The sequence below is a fragment of the Brevundimonas sp. TSRC1-1 genome (assembly GCF_049898245.1).
GTDB classification, from domain to species: domain Bacteria; phylum Pseudomonadota; class Alphaproteobacteria; order Caulobacterales; family Caulobacteraceae; genus Brevundimonas; species Brevundimonas mediterranea_A.
In genome coordinates this window covers 658257-676349 of the sequence record NZ_JAFCXI010000003.1, presented here as the reverse complement: position 1 = coordinate 676349, position 18093 = coordinate 658257, and the positions used below count along the sequence as shown (strand labels likewise).

Genomic DNA, 18093 nt, shown 5'->3' with positions numbered 1-18093 from the left:
GGGCCATGAACGCGTTGCGCCGATGGATCGACCCTTACCTGCTGATGCTGATCGGCACGGTGGTTCTGGCCGCCCTGGCTCCGGCTCGCGGCGCGGGCGCGAACGTCGCCGAAGGGGCGGCGACGGCGGCCATCGGCCTGTTGTTCTTCCTCTATGGCGCGCGCCTGTCGCCCGGCGCCGTCTGGGCGGGACTGTCGCATTGGCGGTTGCAGGGGATGGTGCTGTCCTCCACCTTCCTGCTGTTCCCGCTGATGGGCCTGGCCGTGTTCTGGGCGACGGGGCCGTGGTTGGCTCAGGATCTGAGGATCGGCCTCTTCTATCTGTGCCTGCTGCCGTCGACGGTCCAATCCTCCATCGCCTTCACCGCCATCGCGCGGGGCAATGTGCCGGCCGCCCTGTGCGCCGCCTCGGTGTCCAATCTGGCCGGAGTGGTCATCACGCCCCTGTTGGTGATGCTGCTGCTGCCCGTGGGCGGCGCGAGCGTGTCGCTGTCGTCCATCGAAGGCATCGCCTTGCAGATCCTGGCGCCCTTTGTCGTCGGGCAGGCCGCGCGGCCCCTGATCGGCGGCTGGCTGACGCGGCACGGCCGTCTGACCTCGGTGGTGGATCGGGGTTCGATTCTGCTGGTCGTCTATGTCGCCTTCAGCGCCGGGGTGGTGTCCGGGGTCTGGACCCGCCTGTCTCATCTGGACCTGGGGCTGGTGGTGGTTCTGGACGTTATGATCCTGGCGGTCGCTCTGGCGGTTACGACCCTGGTCAGCCGGCGGCTGGGCTTTTCGCGCGAGGACGAGATCGCCATCGTCTTCTGCGGCTCGAAGAAGAGCATGGCCAGCGGCCTGCCCATGGCCGCCATCCTGTTTGCGGCGCAGAGCGTCAGCCTGATCGTCATTCCCCTGATGCTGTTTCACCAGATCCAGCTGTTCGCCTGTGCGGTCCTGGCGCGACGCTACGGCCAGGAGGCGCAGGACGGGATCAAATGACGCGGTGAAGCACGGCGGCGTCGGAGATCTGGCGCATGACGGCGTCATAGCCCGGCGCGTCGATTCGGCTGGAAAGGCCGATGGAGCTGCACCCCTTGCGCGCCAGATCGCAGGCGGCGGAGACGAGCGGTTCGATCAGCTTTTCCGGCCGCAACAGATCGAAGGCGACCAGGGTGTCGACCATGAACTGCCGCTCGCCTGAGGACGTCGTCGAGATGGAATAGGCCAGTATGGCCCGGACGCAATCATTCGCCACGGCCGCGATGACCCCGCCGACGGACGGGGCCGAATCCACGACAGCGCGCCAGGATTCCAGAGTCAGACTGGGGTTCCCCATGTGGGCCAACACATAGGCTTGGTCGGCTTCGTCGCTGTTCAGGCGGCGATACTGGAGGGCGCTCATTTTCGCCGCGATAGGCCATGGACGAAATGGCCGCCTTGATCTCCATCAATCCGTTTGCGTGCGTCGGTGACGAAGTCTAACCTCCCTCGTCATGCTCGAACTCCGATCCCTGCCCACGGACTGCGCCAAACGCCGACAGGAGTCGGTGTGTTCCGCTTGTGGCGCGCGGGCCTTCAGCGTGTGCAGCAGCCTGGATTCCTCCGATCTGGCCAGTCTCGACGCCATCGCCGAACGGGTGACGCTGAAGGCGGGCGAGGCCCTGATCCGCGAAGGCGATCCGGCGATCCATCTGTTCAACATCACCTCGGGTTCAGTGCGGGTCTACAAGCTGCTGCCGGATGGGCGGCGCCAGATCACGGGCTTCCTGTTCGCCGGCGACTTCGTCGGTCTGGCCACGGGCCAGGACTACGCCTTTTCCGGCGAGGCCATCGAGGACGCGACCCTGTGCCGGTTCCGCAAGACCGACTATCGCGCCCTGATCCGTGAGCGGCCCTTGCTGGAAGAGGCCTTGCTGGACCGGGCGACCCACGAACTGGCGGCGGCGCAGAATCAGATGCTGTTGCTGGGCCGCAAGACGGCCCAGGAACGGATCGCCTCCTTCCTGCTGGACCTGCCGACGCGCGATCCCCTGCGGCCGTCGACCGAGGATCAGGTCCGGCTGCCGATGACCCGGTCTGAAATCGCCGACTATCTGGGTTTGACCATCGAGACCGTCAGCCGGGTTCTGACCAAGCTGAAGACGACCGGCGTGATCCGTCTGTTGTCGCTGAACGAACTGCGGATCGAACAGCCCGACCGCCTTCGCGACATCGCCGAAGGCGAAGTCTGAAACCCGTTTCGTCGTCCAGCGATAGAACCGTCTAGACCGGCGCCAGCTGACGCGTGACGGTCAGGCGGACCTTTCCGTCTTCGGCGATCCCCTCCACCCGGATGACCCGGTCGCACAGCTGTGTCGGGGCGGGGCGGTGGCTGACGACGATCAGGCCCTGGCCCGAGTGTTTCAGACGCCGGTCGAGCGCGGTCAGCACCTGGGCCTCGGTCGTCGGGTCCAAGCCTTCGGTCGGTTCGTCCAGCACCAGCCAGGGCGCGGACCGAAGATAGGCGCGAGCCAGCCCCAGCCGTCGCCGCTCGCCGCCCGACAGTCTCTCGCCATTGGGGCCGACGCGGGCGTCCAGGCCGGCCGGATCGGCGCGGACCCGTTCGGCCAGGGCCGCATCCTCCAGCGCGCGCCACAGCGCGCCGTCTTCGGCGGGGCCGGCCAGCAGCAGATTGTCGCGGATCGTGCCGTCGATCAGGCGGATGTCCTGGGCGGCGTAGGCGAACAGCGGGCGGCGGTCGTCCGGGGCGACGCCGGCGATGTCCAATCCGCCCAAGCGCGCCTCGTCCGCCAGGGCGTCGCGCAGGCCGACCAGTCGTTCAGCCAGCGTGGTCTTGCCCGACCCGGACGGGCCGATCAGGCCCAGGCGTATCGGCGGGGCCATTTGAACGCCGTCCGCCGACAGGACCAGGCTCGCCTCCGAGGGGGCGGGCGAAGACGCAAGCGACGGGGCCGAGGCCAGGGCGTCCAGCCGCCGGGCGGCTTCAACGGCGGCGCCGTTCTGTTGCAGGGCGCCGACCAGGCCGGCGGCGGCCTCGATCCCCATGACGGCGGCCAGGGCGGCGAGGGCCGTCATCGGCAGGGCGGCGCCCAGGGTGGCGGGTACGACTGCGGCGACGGCCAGGCCCGTGACCGTCGCCTGCCAGGCGGCCATCCAGCCGCCGGCCTGGCTGAGGACGATCTGGCTTCGGTCGAGACGGGCGGCGGCCTGGGCCGCCTCGCCGGCCGCCCAGCGGTCCAGGCCATAGGCCTTCAGTTCCGGAGAAACGGCTTCCAGGGCGGTCAGCCGATCCTTCAGAACGCCCGTGGCGATCTGAACCTCTCGTCCGGCGGGGGCGGCCAGGCGACGGGCGATCAGCACCGAACCCGCCGCGCTCAGTCCCATGGCGAGCAGCAGCATCAGGCCCGCCATGGGGCTGGCCATGCCGGCCAGCAGGGCGGCCGAAACGGCGCCCGCACCCAAGGCCCAGGGCGCCGACAGACGCACGAACAGGGTCTGGACCGCATCCACGTCCTGCACCAGTCGGGCCGAGGCCTCGCCGGACGACAAGGCCAGGGCCTGGGCGGGCGGGGCGGAGGCGAGGGCGTCGAACAGTTGCGGACGCAGCCGCGCCAGGGCTTTCAACGCAGCCTCGTGACCGGCGACCCGTTCGATATAGCGGGCGCCGGTGCGCAATATGGCCAACATGCGAATGGTCGCGCTGGGCATCATATAGTTGAAGGCCTGGACCGCCGCCGATCCGGCGACGCCGGCGATGGCGGCGCCTGTGATGAACCAGCCCGAAAGACCTAGCAGGCAGGTGGCGGCCACCGCGACGAACGCGCCGCCGGCTGCGGCGATGCGCAGGCGGCCGCGCTGGGCGCGCCGCTGGGCCGCGATCAGTTCGCCGATGCGCGAGGGCGAGGTCGTGTTCACAGTCTTGGTCACAGGCGCACCACGCGGTCGGCCATGGCCGCTACAGCGGCGGAATGGGTGGCGATCAGGGTCGTGCGGCCGCGCGTGGCTTGGCGGATCAGGTCCAGCATGGCCTCTTCGGAGGCCGGGTCCAGATTGGCCGTCGGCTCGTCCAGCAACAGGATGGGCGCGCGTTTCAGAATGGCGCGGGCCAGGCCCAGCCGCCGACGTTCGCCGCCCGACAGGCCGCCGCCGCGTTCGTCGATGGGCCGGTCCAGATCGCCGAACAGGCCGGCCTCACCGGCGGCCACCAGGATGCGGCCGGGACAGGCGGACGGGTCGGCCAGGCGGATATTGTCACCGAGACTGCCGGGCACGACGATGGGGTTCTGGCTGGCCCAGGCGATCTGGCCGGCGAAATCCCCCGCCTCGCTCAGGCGCGCCCCACCCACCACGACCTCGCCGGCCGTCAGGGGCGACAGGCCCAGGAAAAGATGCAGCAGGCTGGACTTGCCGGAGCCGCTGGCGCCCATCAGGGCCACGATCTGACCGGGACGGACCTCCAGGTCGAAATCGGCGATCACCGGCGCGGCCTCGCCATAGGCGATGGCGACCTTGGTGAAGCGAATCGCCGGCGCCTCCTCGGGCAGGATGTGGCGATCCCGCGTGGGGCTTTCCGGCGTGACCAGGGCGGGCACGGCGGATTCGGCGGCCTGGCGGTCGTGATAGGCGGCGGCCAGTCGGCGCAGCGGCTGATAGACTTCGGGCGCCAGGGCCAGAACGAAGAAGGCGCGCGGCAGGTCCAGCGTTTCAGGCGCAGGGAAGGGCAGAAGCTTCAGCAGGTTGAAACCGCAGTAGACGGCGATCAGGGCCACGGCCAGGGCCGAGAAGAACTCGAGCACGCCGGACGACAGGAAGGCGATCCGCATCACGCGGTTGGTGCGGCGTTCCAACTCGTCGGAGGCGCGGGCGATGTCGGCGGTGGTGCGGGCGCGGGCGTCGAAGGCCAGGATCGCGGGCAGGGCGCGCACCCGATCGACGAACAGCCCCGACAAACGCTCCAGCGCCTGGAACTGGCGGCGGCTTTCACCCGCCGCAGCCGTGCCGGCCAGGATCATGCCGAAGATGAAGGGCAGCAGGGTGAACAGAAATATGCCGGCCGAAAACGGGCTGGCGACGGCGGCCACGGCGATGATCAGCAGGGGCGACAGACCCGCCGCCATCTTCAGAGGCGTGAACCGCGACACATAGCCGTCCAGCGCGCCGACGCCCTCGACTACGGCGGTCAGCCGGTCGTCGGCGCGGCCGCCGCGTCCGAACAGGTCGGCCAGCAGCCGGTCGCGCACGTCTGTCTTGATCGACCGGCCCAGGCGCGCGCCGACCACCACCGCCGCCTGGCCGATCAGGCCGCGCGCCATCAGACTGAACACGGCCAACAGCAGCCAGGGCAGGGCGGCCAAGGGCGAGGATCCGAAGGTCGCGACCGTCATGGCCAGGCCGCCCGCGAAACCCACGGCCGGCGCCACGTCAGCGACAGCCAGAAGGCCCGCCAGGATCGTCAGTCGACGCCAGGGCGCCGCCGTCTGTTTCAGCCAGGCCGCAGGGGAGGAGGCTGTGATCGGCGCCGATGTCATTTGCGGACTCCAGCCGTGGGGCGGCCCCAAAAGCCATTGGACAAACCGTCGTTGGGCGAAATGTCCAAGGACGATCAGTCCACTACGACCTGGGGCTACAGAGGGCTTTGATCGAAATCAAGGCGACCGCCCCGCCTTCGTTTAAGGGCGTATGAAACGTCGGTCGTCGGGGCCGGCTACAAGGAGCCTTGAGCCATGATCGACCTCGCGGTCGTCGACCTATCCAGGCTGCAGTTCGCGCTGACAGCCCTTTATCACTTCCTCTTCGTGCCCCTGACCCTGGGGCTGTCCTTCATGCTGGTCATCATGGAGTCGATCTATGTCATGACCCGCCGGCCGATCTGGCGCACGATCACCCGCTTCTGGGGCGTGCTGTTCGGCATCAACTTCGTGCTGGGCGTCGCGACCGGCATCACCATGGAGTTCCAGTTCGGCATGAACTGGAGCTATTACAGCCACTATGTCGGCGACATCTTCGGGGCCCCGTTGGCCATCGAAGGGCTGATGGCCTTCTTCCTTGAAGCCACATTCGTCGGGCTGATGTTCTTCGGCTGGGAAAAGCTGAAGCCGTCGGCGCACCTGTTCGTCACCTTCATGGTGGCGCTCGGCACCAACCTGTCGGCTGTGTGGATCCTGGTCGCCAACGGCTGGATGCAGAACCCGGTGGGCTCGGCCTTCAATCCGGACTCCATGCGAATGGAAGTCACGGACTTCATGGCCGTGGTCTTCAACCCGGTGGCCCAGGCCAAGTTCGTCCACACCGTCAGCGCCGGCTATGTCTGCGCCTCGGTCTTCGTTCTGGGCGTCTCGGCCTTCTACCTGCTGCGCGGCAAGCACGTCGGCTTCGCCAAGCGCTCGATGACCGTGGCCTCGGCCTTCGGCCTGGCGGCTTCGCTGTCCGTCGTCGTCCTGGGCGACCAGTCGGGCTATAACCTGACCGATAACCAGAAGATGAAGCTCGCTGCGCTCGAGGCCATGTGGCACACCGAGCCTGCGCCGGCTGGCCTGACCCTGATCGGCATTCCCAGCATGAAGGATCGCGAAACCCACTACGGCGTCCATGTGCCGTGGGTCATGGGTCTGATCGCGACCCGCACCATCGACAAGCCGGTCGAAGGCATCTTCGAACTGGTCGCCACCGCCGAGGACCGTATCGAATCCGGCGTCATCGCCTATGACGCCCTGGAGAAGGTCAAGGCCGATCCGGCCGATCCCGTCGCTCGCGGCGTGTTCGAAACCCATCGTCGCGACCTGGGCTATGGTTTGCTGCTGAAGCGTCACGTCGCCGATCCGCGCATGGCCTCGCCTGAGCTGATCCAGAAGACGGCGTGGGAAACGGTGCCGAACGTGCCGGCCCTGTTCTGGAGCTTCCGCATCATGGCCGGCATCGGCATGTTCATGATCCTGTTCTTCGCCACGGCCTTCTACCTCTGCACCGTGCGCAAGCATCAGACCCGCTGGTTCCTGCGTCTGGCCGTCCTGTGCCTGCCGCTGCCGTGGGTGGCCATCGAGTTCGGCTGGATCCTGGCCGAGTTCGGACGTCAGCCCTGGGCGGTCGAAGGCGTGCTGCCGACCTTCCTCGGCGCCTCGTCCCTGAGCGTGCCCCAACTGTGGGCGACCATCATCGGCTTCACCGCCCTGTACGGCGCCCTGGCTGTGGTCGAGGTCCGGTTGCTCCTCTACGCCATCAAGAAGGGGCCGTTCCACGAGCAGGAACTGTTCGGCGAACCTACGCCTGAAGCCCCGGCCCAATCGCCCAGCCAGCGCCCCGCCGCGCCCGCCGTGGCCTGACCCAGAGAGATTTTAGGACATCCGACCATGGATCTTCCCCTCGACTTCGCCACCCTACGTCTGATCTGGTGGGGGCTGCTCGGCGTACTGCTGATCGGCTTCGCCCTGACCGACGGTTTCGACCTGGGCGTCGGCTCGCTCCTGCCCTTCGTCGCCAAGACGGATGAAGAGCGCCGTATGGTGATCAACACCGTCGGCGCGACCTGGGAGGGCAACCAGGTGTGGTTCATCCTGGGCGGCGGCGCCATCTTCGCCGCCTGGCCCTTCGTCTACGCCGTCAGCTTCTCCGGCTTCTACCTGGCCATGTTCCTGGTCTTGTCGGCTCTGATCCTGCGGCCCGTGTCGTTCAAGTATCGCTCCAAGCGTCCGTCGCCCAAGTGGCGGTCCTTCTGGGACTGGGCGCTGTTCACCGGCAGCTTCGTTCCGGCCCTGGTGTTCGGCGTCGCGGTCGGCAACGTCCTCTTGGGCGCGCCCTTCCGCCTGGATAGCGACCTGCGCTCCTTCTACGAGGGCAATCTGCTGGGCCTGTTCACCCCCTTCAGCCTGATCGCCGGCCTGTTGTCGGTGGCCATGCTGCTGCTGCACGGCGCGGCCTGGCTGTCGATCAAGGCTGAAAAAGGCCCCGTGCTGGACCGGACGCGCCTGATCGGCACCGTCGCCGGCGTCCTGGCTCTGGTCCTGTTCGCGGCCGGCGGCCTCTATATGGCCTACGGCGGCGTGGGCTTCCGGATCGCCGGCGCCGTTGACATGCAGGGCTTCTCCAACCCGCTGCGCACGACGGTCGAAGCCGCGCCGGGCGCCTGGCTGGACAACTACAGCCGCTATCCGTGGATGATGATCGCCCCGACTCTGGGCTTTGTCGGCGCGGTGGTCGGTCTGGCCGGCATGTGGCTTCGGTCGGCCCCCCTGGCCTTCGGCGGTTCCTCGCTGTCGACCGTGGGCATCATCTCCACCGTCGGCCTGTCGATGTTCCCCTTCATCCTGCCCAGCTCGGTCGATCCCCAGTCCAGCCTGACCGTCTGGAACGCCTCGTCCAGCCACCTGACCCTGTTCATCATGCTGATCTGCACGGCGATCTTCCTGCCGCTGGTCCTGATCTACACGACCTGGGTCTATTCCGTCCTGTGGGGCCGCACCTCGACCGCCGCCCTCAAGACCAACCCCGACCTCTACTGAGCTCAAGGAGCATCAAGCCATGTGGTATTTTTCCTGGATCCTGGGTGTCGGACTGGCGGTTGGCTTCGGCGTGCTGAACGGCCTGTGGCACGAGTTCCACCTGTTCGACGAGGGCGATGAGGGCCTGTCGGTCGATGCGTCGAAAGAGGTCGATGTCCCTCTCTAGCCCCACCGGCGCGCTGACGACGCGCGAGCTTATCGCCCGCTACGACGCCCACGCGCCGCGCTACACCTCCTATCCGACGGCGGCGCAGTTCACGCCCGCCGTCGGGGCCGCCGATTGGGGGGCGTGGCTCGGCGCCGCGCCCCTTGATCGTGCGGCGTCTCTGTATCTGCACATCCCCTTCTGCAAGCGGCTGTGCTGGTACTGCGGCTGCAACACCCGGGCGATGAACCGCGTCGGGGTCATGACCAGCTATGTGGACCTGCTGCTGAAGGAAGCCGATCTCGTGCTCGAACGGATCGGCCGCCCTGTGCGGGTCGGTTCGATCCACCTGGGCGGCGGCACGCCCAACATGCTGCCCCCCGAGGAGCTGGAGCGGCTGTTCGCCGGTCTGGCCGCCCGGTTCGACCTGGGCGACTGTTTCGAGATCGCCGCTGAATTGGATCCCGAAGTCCTGACCCAGGGCTGGGTCGAGGCGGCCGGCCGCATCGGTCTGAGCCGCGCCAGCCTGGGGGTTCAGGACCTGTCGCCCAAGGTGCAGGCGGCGGTGAACCGGCCGGAATCCTTCGAGACTATCCGCTGGGCGGCCGAGGCGCTGCGCGGCCAGGGGGTCACGTCGCTCAATCTGGATCTGATGTACGGCCTGCCGCTTCAGGGGGCCGAGCATGTCGTCACGACCGTGGCGCAGATCGCTGTCTTGCGGCCCGAACGGATCGCCCTGTTCGGCTACGCCCACGTGCCGTGGATGAAACCGCACCAGAAACTGATCAAGGAAGCCGATCTGCCCGGACCCGAGGAGCGCTTCACCCAGAGTCAGGCGGCGGCGCGGTATCTGGTGCAGAAGGGTTGGCAAGCCATCGGTCTCGACCATTTCGCCCTGCCGCATGATTCCATGGCCGCCGCCGTCCGCGCCGGTCGGCTGCATCGCAATTTCCAGGGCTATACGACCGACGAGGCCCCGGTGCTCATCGGCCTGGGCGCCTCTTCGATCAGCCGCACCCCCCAGGGCTTTGTCCAGAACCATGCGCAGGAGCGGGATTGGCGCGCGGACGTCGCGGCCGGAACCTTGCCGGTCGCGCGCGGCGTGGCCCTGAATCCGCGTGACGCCTTTGTGGGCGAAATCATCGAACGCCTGATGTGCGACTTCACGGTCGACGTGGCCGAGATCGCCCGCATGCACGGTCGTGATCTTGCGGAAGTCGCTGCGGTCTGGCCGAGGCTGCAGCGGTTTCAACTGGACGGCTTGATCGAGGTGAACGGGACGACCGTGACCGTCACGGATCTTGGCCGGCCGTTCGTCCGCGCCGTCTGCGCCGCCTTTGATCCGGGCGCCGCCGACATCGAGAAACGCCACGCCCGCGTGGTCTGATTGGACAGATTGTCCAACCCTTGGCGGGGTTTGCGCTAAATCAAGGCCGAGGCGGGGCAGGGGGCGCATTTCCCCGTCAAGACGCTCGGACAAGTCGCATGAGGCGGCAGCGGGCGTCGGGGATGAGCAAGATGAAACTGAAAACCCTGATCCTCTCAGCTGTCGCCGCCGCCGCCTTCGCTGCGCCGGCCCTGGCGCAGAGCCCGGCCGCCTGGGAGATGCCCAAGAAGGGCGACTGGATCATCACCGGCCGCGTGACGGATGTCTTCTCTGAGGCTGACAACGCCATCACCACGGCCGCCGGCGTCGATTCCGGCCTGAAGGTCGATGTGGGCGACAGTGTCATGCCGACACTGGGCTTCACCTACTTCCTGACCGACCATCTGGCGGTCGAGGCGATCTTGGGCACGACCAAGCACGAAATCCGCGCCCAGGGCGGAGCCACCGACGTCGCCGTGCACGAAACCTGGGTTCTGCCCCCGGTCGTGACCCTGCAATACCGCCCGCTGACCGAGGGTCGTTTCAGCCCCTATGTCGGCGCGGGCGTCAACTACATGCTGTTCTACAGCGGTGAAGACAAGAACGGCTTCAAAGTCGATCTGGACGACAACTTCGGCTACGCCCTGCAAGCGGGCGCCGACATCGGCATTCAGGGGCCGTGGAACCTGAACGTCGACGTCAAGAAGGTCTGGGTCAATATCGACGCCGACGTCAACGACGGCGCTCTGAAGAGCGATGTGGATCTGGACCCGTGGGTCGTTTCTGTGGGGGTAGGCCGTAAGTTCTAAGAAAAATCGACATCGGAAATGCGTTCGAAATGGAAGCCCCGCCGGTTCGCCGGCGGGGCTTTCGCTCTTGTGCGGATGCGCTCGACAAAACGGGCGGCGCGCCCTAGGCGGGAGGCGAGCCGTTTGTTGCGGCGCAATTTCGGGATTTCCGCATGCCTTCCGGTCTGATCGCCCTGCTCGATGATGTGGCGGGGATCGCCAAGATGGCGGCGGCGTCGATCGACGACGTCGGGGCGGCGGCGGGCAAGGCCTCGACCAAGGCCGCCGGAGTCGTGGTGGACGATGCGGCGGTGACGCCGCGCTATGTCACCGGCCTGTCGCCCAGCCGCGAACTGCCGATCATCGGCAAGATCGCCCTTGGGTCGTTCCGTAACAAGCTGATCTTCATCCTGCCGGCCGCCCTGCTGCTGAGCGCCTTCGCTCCCTGGGCCATCACGCCGCTGCTGATGTGCGGCGGGGCCTATCTCTGTTTCGAAGGGGCGGAGAAGTTGATGGAGGCCTTCGGGCACGGCGGCCATTCTGACGCCGCCCCGGTCGTGGGCGACCCGGCGACCCTGGAGAAGACGACGGTGGCGGGGGCGGTTCGGACCGACCTGATCCTGTCGGCCGAGATCATGGCCATCGCCCTGGCCGACGTCTCCGCCCAGCCGATCCTCACCCAGGCGGCGGTTCTGGCCGTGGTCGGGATCGCGATGACGGTCGCGGTCTATGGGGCTGTCGGCCTGATCGTGAAGATGGACGATATCGGCCTGCATCTGGCCGAGCGCCCCAACGGCGGGGTGCGCGCTCTGGGCCGCGGCCTGGTCAAGGGAATGCCGGTGGTGATGGACGCCCTGTCGGCCATCGGCACGGCCGCCATGTTGTGGGTCGGCGGCGGCATTCTGGTTCACGGAACCCATAAGCTGGGCCTGCACTGGCCGGCCGAACCGCTTGAGCATCTGGCCCATGCGGTCGGGGCCGCGACCGGTCCGCTTCATGGGATCGTCAGCTGGTTCGTGACGGCCCTGGGGGCGGCGATCATCGGCGTGAGCGTCGGCGGCCTGATCGCCTTGCTGGTCCATCAACTGGGCCGGCTGCGGGCCAAGCCCGCGCACTAAATCTCCCAGGGCCGTAGCTGTCACGCTGTTGCAATCCCGGCCCGCTAGACCCCGACGCCTGTCTCCGGAGTAAGCTCATGTCCCTGTCGCGCACCGCCCTCGCGGCCCTGGCCGCTGTTTCGCTTGTCGGCGCCGCCGTTCCAGCGATGGCGCGACAGAGCCAGACGCCGACCCCGGCTCCACAGGCCTCCGTTGCGGCCCTGACGCCTCCGAAGCTGATCGTCACCATCGTGGTGGACCAGTTCAGCGCCAATCTGTTCGACCAGTACCGCGGCCGCTACACGGGCGGCCTGCGCCGGATGGCGGACCAGGGGCTGGTGTCGATCAACGGCTATCAGACCCACGGCCTGACCGAGACCTGCCCCGGCCACTCGACGGTTCTGACGGGCATGCATCCGACCGAGACCGGAATCCCCGCCAACGACTGGATCGACGGCAAGACCGGCAAGGAAGTCTATTGCCTGGCCGCGCCCGCCAACCACCTGGCGAACGGACGCGACGACGTCGACAACGGCCCGGTCGGCCCGGAACAACTGCGCGCCACGACCCTGGGCGACTGGCTGAAGGTCGTCAGCCCGCAAAGCAAGGTTTTCGCCGTCTCGGGCAAGGACCGGGGCGCGATCAACCTGGCCGGCCATCAGGGGCAGGCCTTCTGGTTCACCGAGGGCTTCGGCCTGACCACCTATGTCGAGCCGGGCGAGACGGCGCAGGCCAAGCTGGCGCCCGTGGCGGACTTCAATCGCGACTTCCGCCTGGGCATGAGCTTGGCGCCGGTCGCCTGGGATTACACGAATGACCAGTGCCGGGCGCTGGCCGGGGACTGGACCATTCGCGGCCAGACCTTCCATTCGACCCTGCCGCCGGCGGGGCTGAAGTTCGACACCTCGCCCCTGCTGGACGAGCAGACGCTGAAGGCCGCTGAATACCTGCTGGACACCCAGAAGCTGGGCCAGGGCGCGACGACCGACATGCTGGGCGTCAGCCTGTCGGCGACGGACCGGATCGGCCACATGTACGGCACCCAGGGGCCGGAGATGTGCGAACAGATGCACCGGCTGGACGCGGCCCTGGGCGAGTTCCTGGACCGGCTGGCCCAGGTTCCCGGCGGCGCCCTGGTGGTGCTGACGGCGGACCATGGCGGTTCGGACTTCGTCGAGCGGCTGCACGACCACGGCTATCCCCACGCGCGCCGCGCCGACCTGTCGGAGATCCAGGGCGTGAATGACGTTCTGAAGGCCCGCTTCAATCTGGACGCCGATCCGCTTCAGGCGGGCGGCAGCGGCCTGATGGTCGCAGACGCCCAGCATCGGTCGCTGCCCGATCCGCTGCGCACCCAGGTGGCCGAGGCGGCCGTCGAACTGCTGCGCGCCCTTCCGGACGTCGGTTTCGCCGAAACGCGCGACCGTCTGCTGGCCGAACCCCTGCCGGCCACGAACGAGCCCGAGATGATGAGCCTGCGCGAGCGGATGCGTCTGTCCACCGTGGCGGCGCGGTCGCCCGACATCCAGTTTTCCTTCGCCCAGAACGTCGTTGCAGGCGGCCGCGTCGGCAGCACCCTGGCCGGCCACGGCAGCCCGTTTGAATATGACCGCCGCGTGCCGATCATCTTCTGGTGGCCCGGCGCGACCGGCGAAGAGCGCTTCCTGCCTATCCGCACCATCGACATCGCCCCCACCCTGGCGCATGTGATCGGGGTGCCGGCGCCCAAGGTCGAGGGGCGCTGTATCGACCTGAATGGCTTCGCCGTGGCCGACTGTCCGGCGACGGAGGCCAGCCCGGCGCGATAAACTCCTGTTTCGCGTCGTAAACTCGTGTTTCCCAGCGGGGGCGTGACCTTACGTCGGGGACGTTTCATCGGCAGAAGGGGGCAAATCGTCCAACCGTCCCTTTCGGGGCGTGATTTGGGCGGCCTCGGAAGCGAACAGGAAACGTCCCCATGAACAGAGCCCGCCGCGCCCGCATCGTCGCGACCCTCGGTCCCGCGAGCCGCGCCCCCGGCACGGTCAAGGCCCTGGCCCAGGCCGGGGTGGACGTCTTCCGCCTGAACTTCAGCCACGGCACGCATGAGGACCACGCCGCCGCCCTGAAGGCCGTGCGCGGGGCCGAGATGGCGCTGCAGCGTCCGTTGGGCGTTCTGGCCGACCTGCAGGGGCCCAAACTGCGGCTGGGCCGGTTCAAGGACGTCGAGATCGCCGTCAAGCCGGGCCACAAGATGCGGTTCGACCTGGACCCGACGCCCGGCGATGAAACCCGGGTGCAGATGCCGCACCCCGAGATCTTCAAGGCCCTGCGCACCGGCATGCTGCTGTTGCTGGACGACGGCCGGGTGCGGCTGCGGGTCAACGACCGCACCGACGACTGGGCCGATGTGACGGTCGAGAGCGGCACGAAACTGTCGGACCGCAAGGGGGTGGCCGTGCCCGAGGCCGTGATCCCCGTGTCGGCCCTGACCCCCAAGGACCGCGAGGACCTGGCCTTCGCCCTGCGTCAGGGCGTGGACTGGGTGGCGCTCAGCTTCGTGCAGAAGCCCGAGGACATGGCCGAGCTGAAGCGGATCGTGAACGGTCAGGCGGCCTGCCTGGCCAAGATCGAGAAGCCGGCGGCCCTGGCCGATCTGGAGGCCATCCTCGACTACTGCGACGGGGTCATGGTGGCGCGCGGCGACCTGGGCGTCGAACTGGACCCCGAGGACGTGCCGGTGGCGCAGAAGCAGATCGTCCGTGCGGCGCGTAATCGCGGCGTGCCGGTGATCGTGGCGACCCAGATGCTGGAGTCGATGACCAGCGCCCCGTCGCCGACCCGCGCCGAGGCCACCGACGTCGCCAATGCGGTCTATGAAGGCGCGGACGCCCTGATGCTGTCGGCCGAGACGGCCTCGGGCGACTATCCGCTGGAATCGGTCGAGATCATGAGCCGGATCATCGAACGGGTCGAACGCGATCCGATGTGGCCCAAGCTGATGGGCGCCGAACACGCCGGCATGGACGAGCATGACGTCGACGCCCTGGTCGGGGCGGCGGCCATGGCGGCCAGCGCGCCGTCGACCGGCTGTCTGGTGGTCTTCACCACCCTGGGCGGTACGGCCCGGCGGATGGCCCGCGAGCGGCCGCTGAAGCCGATCCTGGTCCTGACGCCCAATCCGAATACGGCGCGCCGGTTGGCCCTGGTCTGGGGGCTGGAGCCGCGCCTGGGCGACCAGCCCGATTCGCTGGAAGCCGTCACCGACGACGCCGTGGAAGGGGCGGTCCGATACGGTTTGGCCGAGCCCGGCCAACGCATCCTGATCCTGGCGGGCACGCCCTTCGGCGCGCCCGGCGCCGCCAATCTGCTGCGTCTCGCCCATGCGCCGGCCGCCAAGGCCAAGGGGCGCAAGAAGGGCTGAGGGGGGCTTTTTCGGAAGGCTGGCGCGGGCGAACTATAACGCTACTGTGCGCTGATGAATCGGCGGCCCGAATGATCAAATACATCGGCTCCAAGCGCGCCCTGCTGGGGCATGTGACCGGCGTGGTCGCGGGGCTTCTGCCGCAGGGCGGCCAGGTCTGCGACCTGTTTTCCGGCACGGCCCGCGTGGGTCACGCCCTGAAAAAGCAGGGGTTCCAGGTCTGGTCGAATGATCACAACGCCTATGCGCACATCCTGGCGACGGCCTATGTCCAGGCGGATCGCGAGCGCTGGGTCGAGCGGGCGGAGACGGTGCTGGGCGAGTTGCGGGCGGTCACGCCCCAGGCCGGCTGGTTCACCCAGGCCTTCTGCCACGACGCCCGGTATTTTCACCCGGACAATGGCGCGCGCATCGACGCCATGCGCGACCGGATCGAGGCCATGGGTCTGGAGCCCGAACTGAAGGCCGTCGCCCTGGTCAGCCTGATGGAGGCGGCCGACCGGGTGGATTCCACCGCCGGGGTTCAGATGGCCTATATGAAACAGTGGGCCCCGCGCGCGCTGAAGCCGCTTGAACTGCGCATGCCCGATATCCTGCCTTCAGTGGGCGGCGTCTGTCGCGCGACCCAGGGGGATGCGGTCGAAATGGCTGAACAGGTGGAGGCGGACCTCGTCTATCTCGACCCGCCCTATAACCAGCACTCCTATCTGGGCAATTACCATTGCTGGGAAAGCCTGGTCCTGTGGGACCGGCCGGAAACCTACGGCGTCGCCAACAAGCGGGTGGACGTGAGGACGCGCAAGAGCGCCTTCAACAGCCGGCCCGGCATCGGCCCGGCCCTGCGGTCCGTGATCGAACGGTTGCGCGCCCCCAACCTGATCGTCAGTTTCAACGACGAAGGCTATCTGAGCCGGGCCGACCTGGTCGAGATGCTGTCGTCGCGCGGCCATGTTCAGGTGGTCGAAATCGCCCACCCCCGCTATGTCGGCGCCCGGATCGGCATCCATAATCCCAAGGGGGTCAAGGTGGGCCAGGTGGGCCGCCTGAAGAACGTCGAACACCTGTTCGTCGTCACGGATCGGCCGGTCGAGCTTCCCGTGGCCGCCTGATTACAAATGGGTTTTGGCAGACTCTGTCGGGAACCCGACACAGCCGATGTCGTTGAAGAGACATGCAACCGCTCGTCTCTCACACCCCGGCCTCCACGCGCGAAGAGGATTACCGCCTGCGGTCCGCGCCCGAGCCGAAGTCATGGATTTCGGCTGAACCGGTCATAGAGATTTCGTCGGATCGGCTGGCGTCGCGCATCTATACCCACAACGCCGAACGGTATGGACGGCGCGAGCCGGTGGCGGTCGAGACCGCTCAGGACGACGTGGAGCCCAGTCTGGCGCAGCCGCCCCACTGGATGATGATGTTGGCGGGCGCCGCCGTCGCCGCCCTGATGGGCGCATTGCTCGGCGGCTTCATGCACATCTGACGCGCGGTTCCGCGCTTCAGACCTGTTCCAGCAAAGCCTTGATGGGCGACCAGCCGCGTCGGTGGGCCGGGCACGGACCCAGTGTCTTCAACGCCGCCTGATGAATGGGGGCGTTGTAGCCCTTGTGCCGCGCAAAGCCGTAGCCGGGATACTGCGCGTCCAGATCGATCATCAGCCGGTCACGCGCCGTCTTCGCCAGGATCGACGCCGCCGCAATCGACAGGGACAGGCCGTCGCCGCCGACCACGGTCTGAATCTCGCACGGCAGTTTGAAACGGTAATTGCCGTCCACCAGAGCCGCCACCGGCTGGACCGCCAACTGCTCCACCGCCCGACACATGGCCAGGCCGGTGGCGTGCAGGATGTTCAGGTCCTCGATCTCTTCCACCGACGCAAACCCGACGCCCCAGGCGACGGCGCGCGCCTTGATCTCGGGCTCCAGCGCCGCGCGGCGTTTTTCGGTCAGGGCCTTGGAGTCGTCGATGCCCGTCGGCAGGTCGTCGGGGTTCAGGATCACCGCCGCCGCCGACACCGGCCCCGCCCAGGGCCCACGCCCCGCCTCGTCCACGCCGCAGACGGGGCCGTTGACGCGCTGGATCAGCACGGTCTCGAGCGCCAGGGTGGGGAAGGCTTTCGGATTCGCAGGGGCTTTAGCCATGGCCCGCCATCGCACGAACCTGGGCGTGACGGAAGCAGGTCGTCTGGTGGTCGTTGACCATGCCCACGGCCTGCATGAAGGCATAGACGATGACCGGGCCGCAGAAGTTGAAGCCGCGCTTCTTCAGGGCCTTGGCCATGGCGACGGACTGTTCGGTCTGGGTCGGGGCCTGGCGGTAGTCGGCGAAGGGGGTGTGGATCGGTTCGCCGCCGACGAAGGACCAGAGCCATTCGGAGAAGTCTTCTCCGTCATCACGCATCTGAAGCCAGATCTGCGCGCCGCGGATGGCGGCGTTGATCTTGGCGCGCGAGCGGATGATGCGGGGGTCGCCCAGCAGGCGCTGGATGTCGGCCTCGTCATAGCGGGCGACGATCTCGGGGTCGAAGCCGTCGAAGGCGTCGCGGATGCCTTCGCGTTTGCGCAGGATGGTGATCCAGGCGAGGCCGGCCTGGAAGCCGTCGAGGACCAGCTTCTCCCACAGGGCGCGGGGGTCGCGTTCCGGCACGCCCCATTCGGTGTCGTGATAGGCGATGTAGAGCGGGTCTGTGGTCCCGCACCAGCCGCAACGGCCCGAGGCGTGTGAGTCGGTCATGTGGCGATGTTGCCAGTTTGTTCGAAGTGGGGGAAGGGGCGCGACCCTCTCCCGCTTGCGGGAGAGGTGGCCCGGCGTCCGCGCAGCG

General features: G+C 67.8%; 17 protein-coding genes. 12 read left to right on the top strand and 5 right to left on the bottom strand.

All coding sequences use genetic code 11. From position 1 onward, the window contains the following. The first annotated feature begins 5 nt into the window (after positions 1-5). Positions 6-980 (top strand): bile acid:sodium symporter family protein, encoded by a 975-nt coding sequence (locus ACP7CK_RS13450; protein WP_426026333.1) that lies wholly within the window; start codon positions 6-8, stop codon positions 978-980. On the opposite strand, the gene ACP7CK_RS13445 is transcribed toward ACP7CK_RS13450, so the two are convergent. Continuing rightward, on the bottom strand, positions 973-1383 hold the full coding sequence (locus ACP7CK_RS13445) for a hypothetical protein (protein WP_426026332.1): 411 nt from the start codon (positions 1381-1383) through the stop codon (positions 973-975). The genes ACP7CK_RS13450 and ACP7CK_RS13445 overlap by 8 nt on opposite strands. A gap of 178 nt (positions 1384-1561) precedes the next feature. Between ACP7CK_RS13445 and ACP7CK_RS13440 the strand changes: the two genes are divergently transcribed. Next, a complete protein-coding gene (locus ACP7CK_RS13440; protein WP_426026330.1) occupies positions 1562-2212 on the top strand; it encodes a helix-turn-helix domain-containing protein in 651 nt (216 codons plus the stop codon). A 31-nt stretch (positions 2213-2243) separates the two neighbouring features. Here the strand turns inward: ACP7CK_RS13440 and ACP7CK_RS13435 are convergent, their stop codons facing one another. After that, positions 2244-3908 carry an amino acid ABC transporter ATP-binding/permease protein gene (locus tag ACP7CK_RS13435; protein ID WP_426026329.1) on the bottom strand — a complete coding sequence of 555 codons (1665 nt, stop codon included), beginning with the start codon at positions 3906-3908 and terminating at the stop codon, positions 2244-2246. Further along, positions 3905-5509 carry a thiol reductant ABC exporter subunit CydD gene (gene cydD, locus ACP7CK_RS13430; protein WP_426026327.1) on the bottom strand — a complete coding sequence of 535 codons (1605 nt, stop codon included), beginning with the start codon at positions 5507-5509 and terminating at the stop codon, positions 3905-3907. Before cydD ends, ACP7CK_RS13435 begins: the two co-directional genes overlap by 4 nt. A 198-nt stretch (positions 5510-5707) precedes the next feature. Here cydD and ACP7CK_RS13425 point away from each other — a divergent pair, with 198 nt between their 5' ends. From ACP7CK_RS13425 to ACP7CK_RS13380, 10 genes are all read left to right on the top strand, one after another. After that, a complete protein-coding gene (locus tag ACP7CK_RS13425; RefSeq protein ID WP_035308384.1) occupies positions 5708-7300 on the top strand; it encodes a cytochrome ubiquinol oxidase subunit I in 1593 nt (530 codons plus the stop codon). Positions 7301-7327: 27 nt separating this feature from the next. Then, positions 7328-8476, top strand: a complete 1149-nt coding sequence (gene cydB, locus ACP7CK_RS13420) for a cytochrome d ubiquinol oxidase subunit II (protein ID WP_035308352.1) — start codon at positions 7328-7330, stop codon at positions 8474-8476. Positions 8477-8495: 19 nt separating this feature from the next. Then, on the top strand, positions 8496-8642 hold the full coding sequence (gene cydX / locus ACP7CK_RS13415; protein ID WP_008259678.1) for a cytochrome bd-I oxidase subunit CydX: 147 nt from the start codon (positions 8496-8498) through the stop codon (positions 8640-8642). Beyond that, a complete protein-coding gene (gene hemN / locus ACP7CK_RS13410; RefSeq protein WP_426026326.1) occupies positions 8629-10008 on the top strand; it encodes an oxygen-independent coproporphyrinogen III oxidase in 1380 nt (459 codons plus the stop codon). The genes cydX and hemN overlap by 14 nt, the downstream gene beginning before the upstream one ends. A 122-nt stretch (positions 10009-10130) precedes the next feature. Further along, positions 10131-10796, top strand: a complete 666-nt coding sequence (locus ACP7CK_RS13405) for an OmpW/AlkL family protein (RefSeq protein ID WP_154726664.1) — start codon at positions 10131-10133, stop codon at positions 10794-10796. 152 nt (positions 10797-10948) lie between these two features. Beyond that, on the top strand, positions 10949-11893 hold the full coding sequence (locus ACP7CK_RS13400) for a DUF808 domain-containing protein (protein ID WP_426026324.1): 945 nt from the start codon (positions 10949-10951) through the stop codon (positions 11891-11893). Positions 11894-11970: 77 nt separating this feature from the next. Beyond that, positions 11971-13680, top strand: a complete 1710-nt coding sequence (locus ACP7CK_RS13395; RefSeq protein ID WP_426026322.1) for an alkaline phosphatase family protein — start codon at positions 11971-11973, stop codon at positions 13678-13680. Positions 13681-13829: 149 nt separating this feature from the next. Further along, positions 13830-15275 (top strand): pyruvate kinase, encoded by a 1446-nt coding sequence (gene pyk, locus ACP7CK_RS13390; RefSeq protein ID WP_035308358.1) that lies wholly within the window; start codon positions 13830-13832, stop codon positions 15273-15275. Between the two features lie 71 nt (positions 15276-15346). Next, positions 15347-16384, top strand: coding sequence for a DNA adenine methylase (locus tag ACP7CK_RS13385; RefSeq protein WP_008258884.1), 1038 nt, complete (start codon positions 15347-15349; stop codon positions 16382-16384). A 62-nt stretch (positions 16385-16446) separates the two neighbouring features. Beyond that, positions 16447-16755 (top strand): hypothetical protein, encoded by a 309-nt coding sequence (locus ACP7CK_RS13380; RefSeq protein WP_426026320.1) that lies wholly within the window; start codon positions 16447-16449, stop codon positions 16753-16755. A 16-nt stretch (positions 16756-16771) separates the two neighbouring features. Here ACP7CK_RS13380 and ACP7CK_RS13375 read toward each other — a convergent pair whose 3' ends face one another. Continuing rightward, the gene (locus ACP7CK_RS13375) at positions 16772-17413 is read right to left on the bottom strand and encodes a ribonuclease HII (RefSeq protein WP_426026318.1); all 642 of its coding nucleotides are present in this window, start codon (positions 17411-17413) and stop codon (positions 16772-16774) included. Then, positions 17406-18005: a DNA-3-methyladenine glycosylase I gene (locus ACP7CK_RS13370; protein ID WP_426026316.1), complete on the bottom strand. Its 600-nt coding sequence runs from the start codon at positions 18003-18005 to the stop codon at positions 17406-17408. The genes ACP7CK_RS13375 and ACP7CK_RS13370 overlap by 8 nt, the downstream gene beginning before the upstream one ends. Positions 18006-18093 lie beyond the last annotated feature (88 nt).

What these genes read in the sequence shown, in the direction of transcription:
- ACP7CK_RS13450 (WP_426026333.1), top strand. Translation starts at nt 6, where the DNA reads ATGAACGCGTTGCGCCGATGGATCGACCCTTACCTGCTGATGCTGATC.
- ACP7CK_RS13445 (WP_426026332.1), bottom strand. Translation starts at nt 1,383, where the DNA reads ATGAGCGCCCTCCAGTATCGCCGCCTGAACAGCGACGAAGCCGACCAA.
- cydD (WP_426026327.1), bottom strand. Translation starts at nt 5,509, where the DNA reads ATGACATCGGCGCCGATCACAGCCTCCTCCCCTGCGGCCTGGCTGAAA.
- cydB (WP_035308352.1), top strand. Translation starts at nt 7,328, where the DNA reads ATGGATCTTCCCCTCGACTTCGCCACCCTACGTCTGATCTGGTGGGGG.
- cydX (WP_008259678.1), top strand. Translation starts at nt 8,496, where the DNA reads ATGTGGTATTTTTCCTGGATCCTGGGTGTCGGACTGGCGGTTGGCTTC.
- hemN (WP_426026326.1), top strand. Translation starts at nt 8,629, where the DNA reads ATGTCCCTCTCTAGCCCCACCGGCGCGCTGACGACGCGCGAGCTTATC.
- ACP7CK_RS13405 (WP_154726664.1), top strand. Translation starts at nt 10,131, where the DNA reads ATGAGCAAGATGAAACTGAAAACCCTGATCCTCTCAGCTGTCGCCGCC.
- ACP7CK_RS13400 (WP_426026324.1), top strand. Translation starts at nt 10,949, where the DNA reads ATGCCTTCCGGTCTGATCGCCCTGCTCGATGATGTGGCGGGGATCGCC.
- ACP7CK_RS13395 (WP_426026322.1), top strand. Translation starts at nt 11,971, where the DNA reads ATGTCCCTGTCGCGCACCGCCCTCGCGGCCCTGGCCGCTGTTTCGCTT.
- pyk (WP_035308358.1), top strand. Translation starts at nt 13,830, where the DNA reads ATGAACAGAGCCCGCCGCGCCCGCATCGTCGCGACCCTCGGTCCCGCG.
- ACP7CK_RS13385 (WP_008258884.1), top strand. Translation starts at nt 15,347, where the DNA reads ATGATCAAATACATCGGCTCCAAGCGCGCCCTGCTGGGGCATGTGACC.
- ACP7CK_RS13380 (WP_426026320.1), top strand. Translation starts at nt 16,447, where the DNA reads ATGCAACCGCTCGTCTCTCACACCCCGGCCTCCACGCGCGAAGAGGAT.
- ACP7CK_RS13375 (WP_426026318.1), bottom strand. Translation starts at nt 17,413, where the DNA reads ATGGCTAAAGCCCCTGCGAATCCGAAAGCCTTCCCCACCCTGGCGCTC.
- ACP7CK_RS13370 (WP_426026316.1), bottom strand. Translation starts at nt 18,005, where the DNA reads ATGACCGACTCACACGCCTCGGGCCGTTGCGGCTGGTGCGGGACCACA.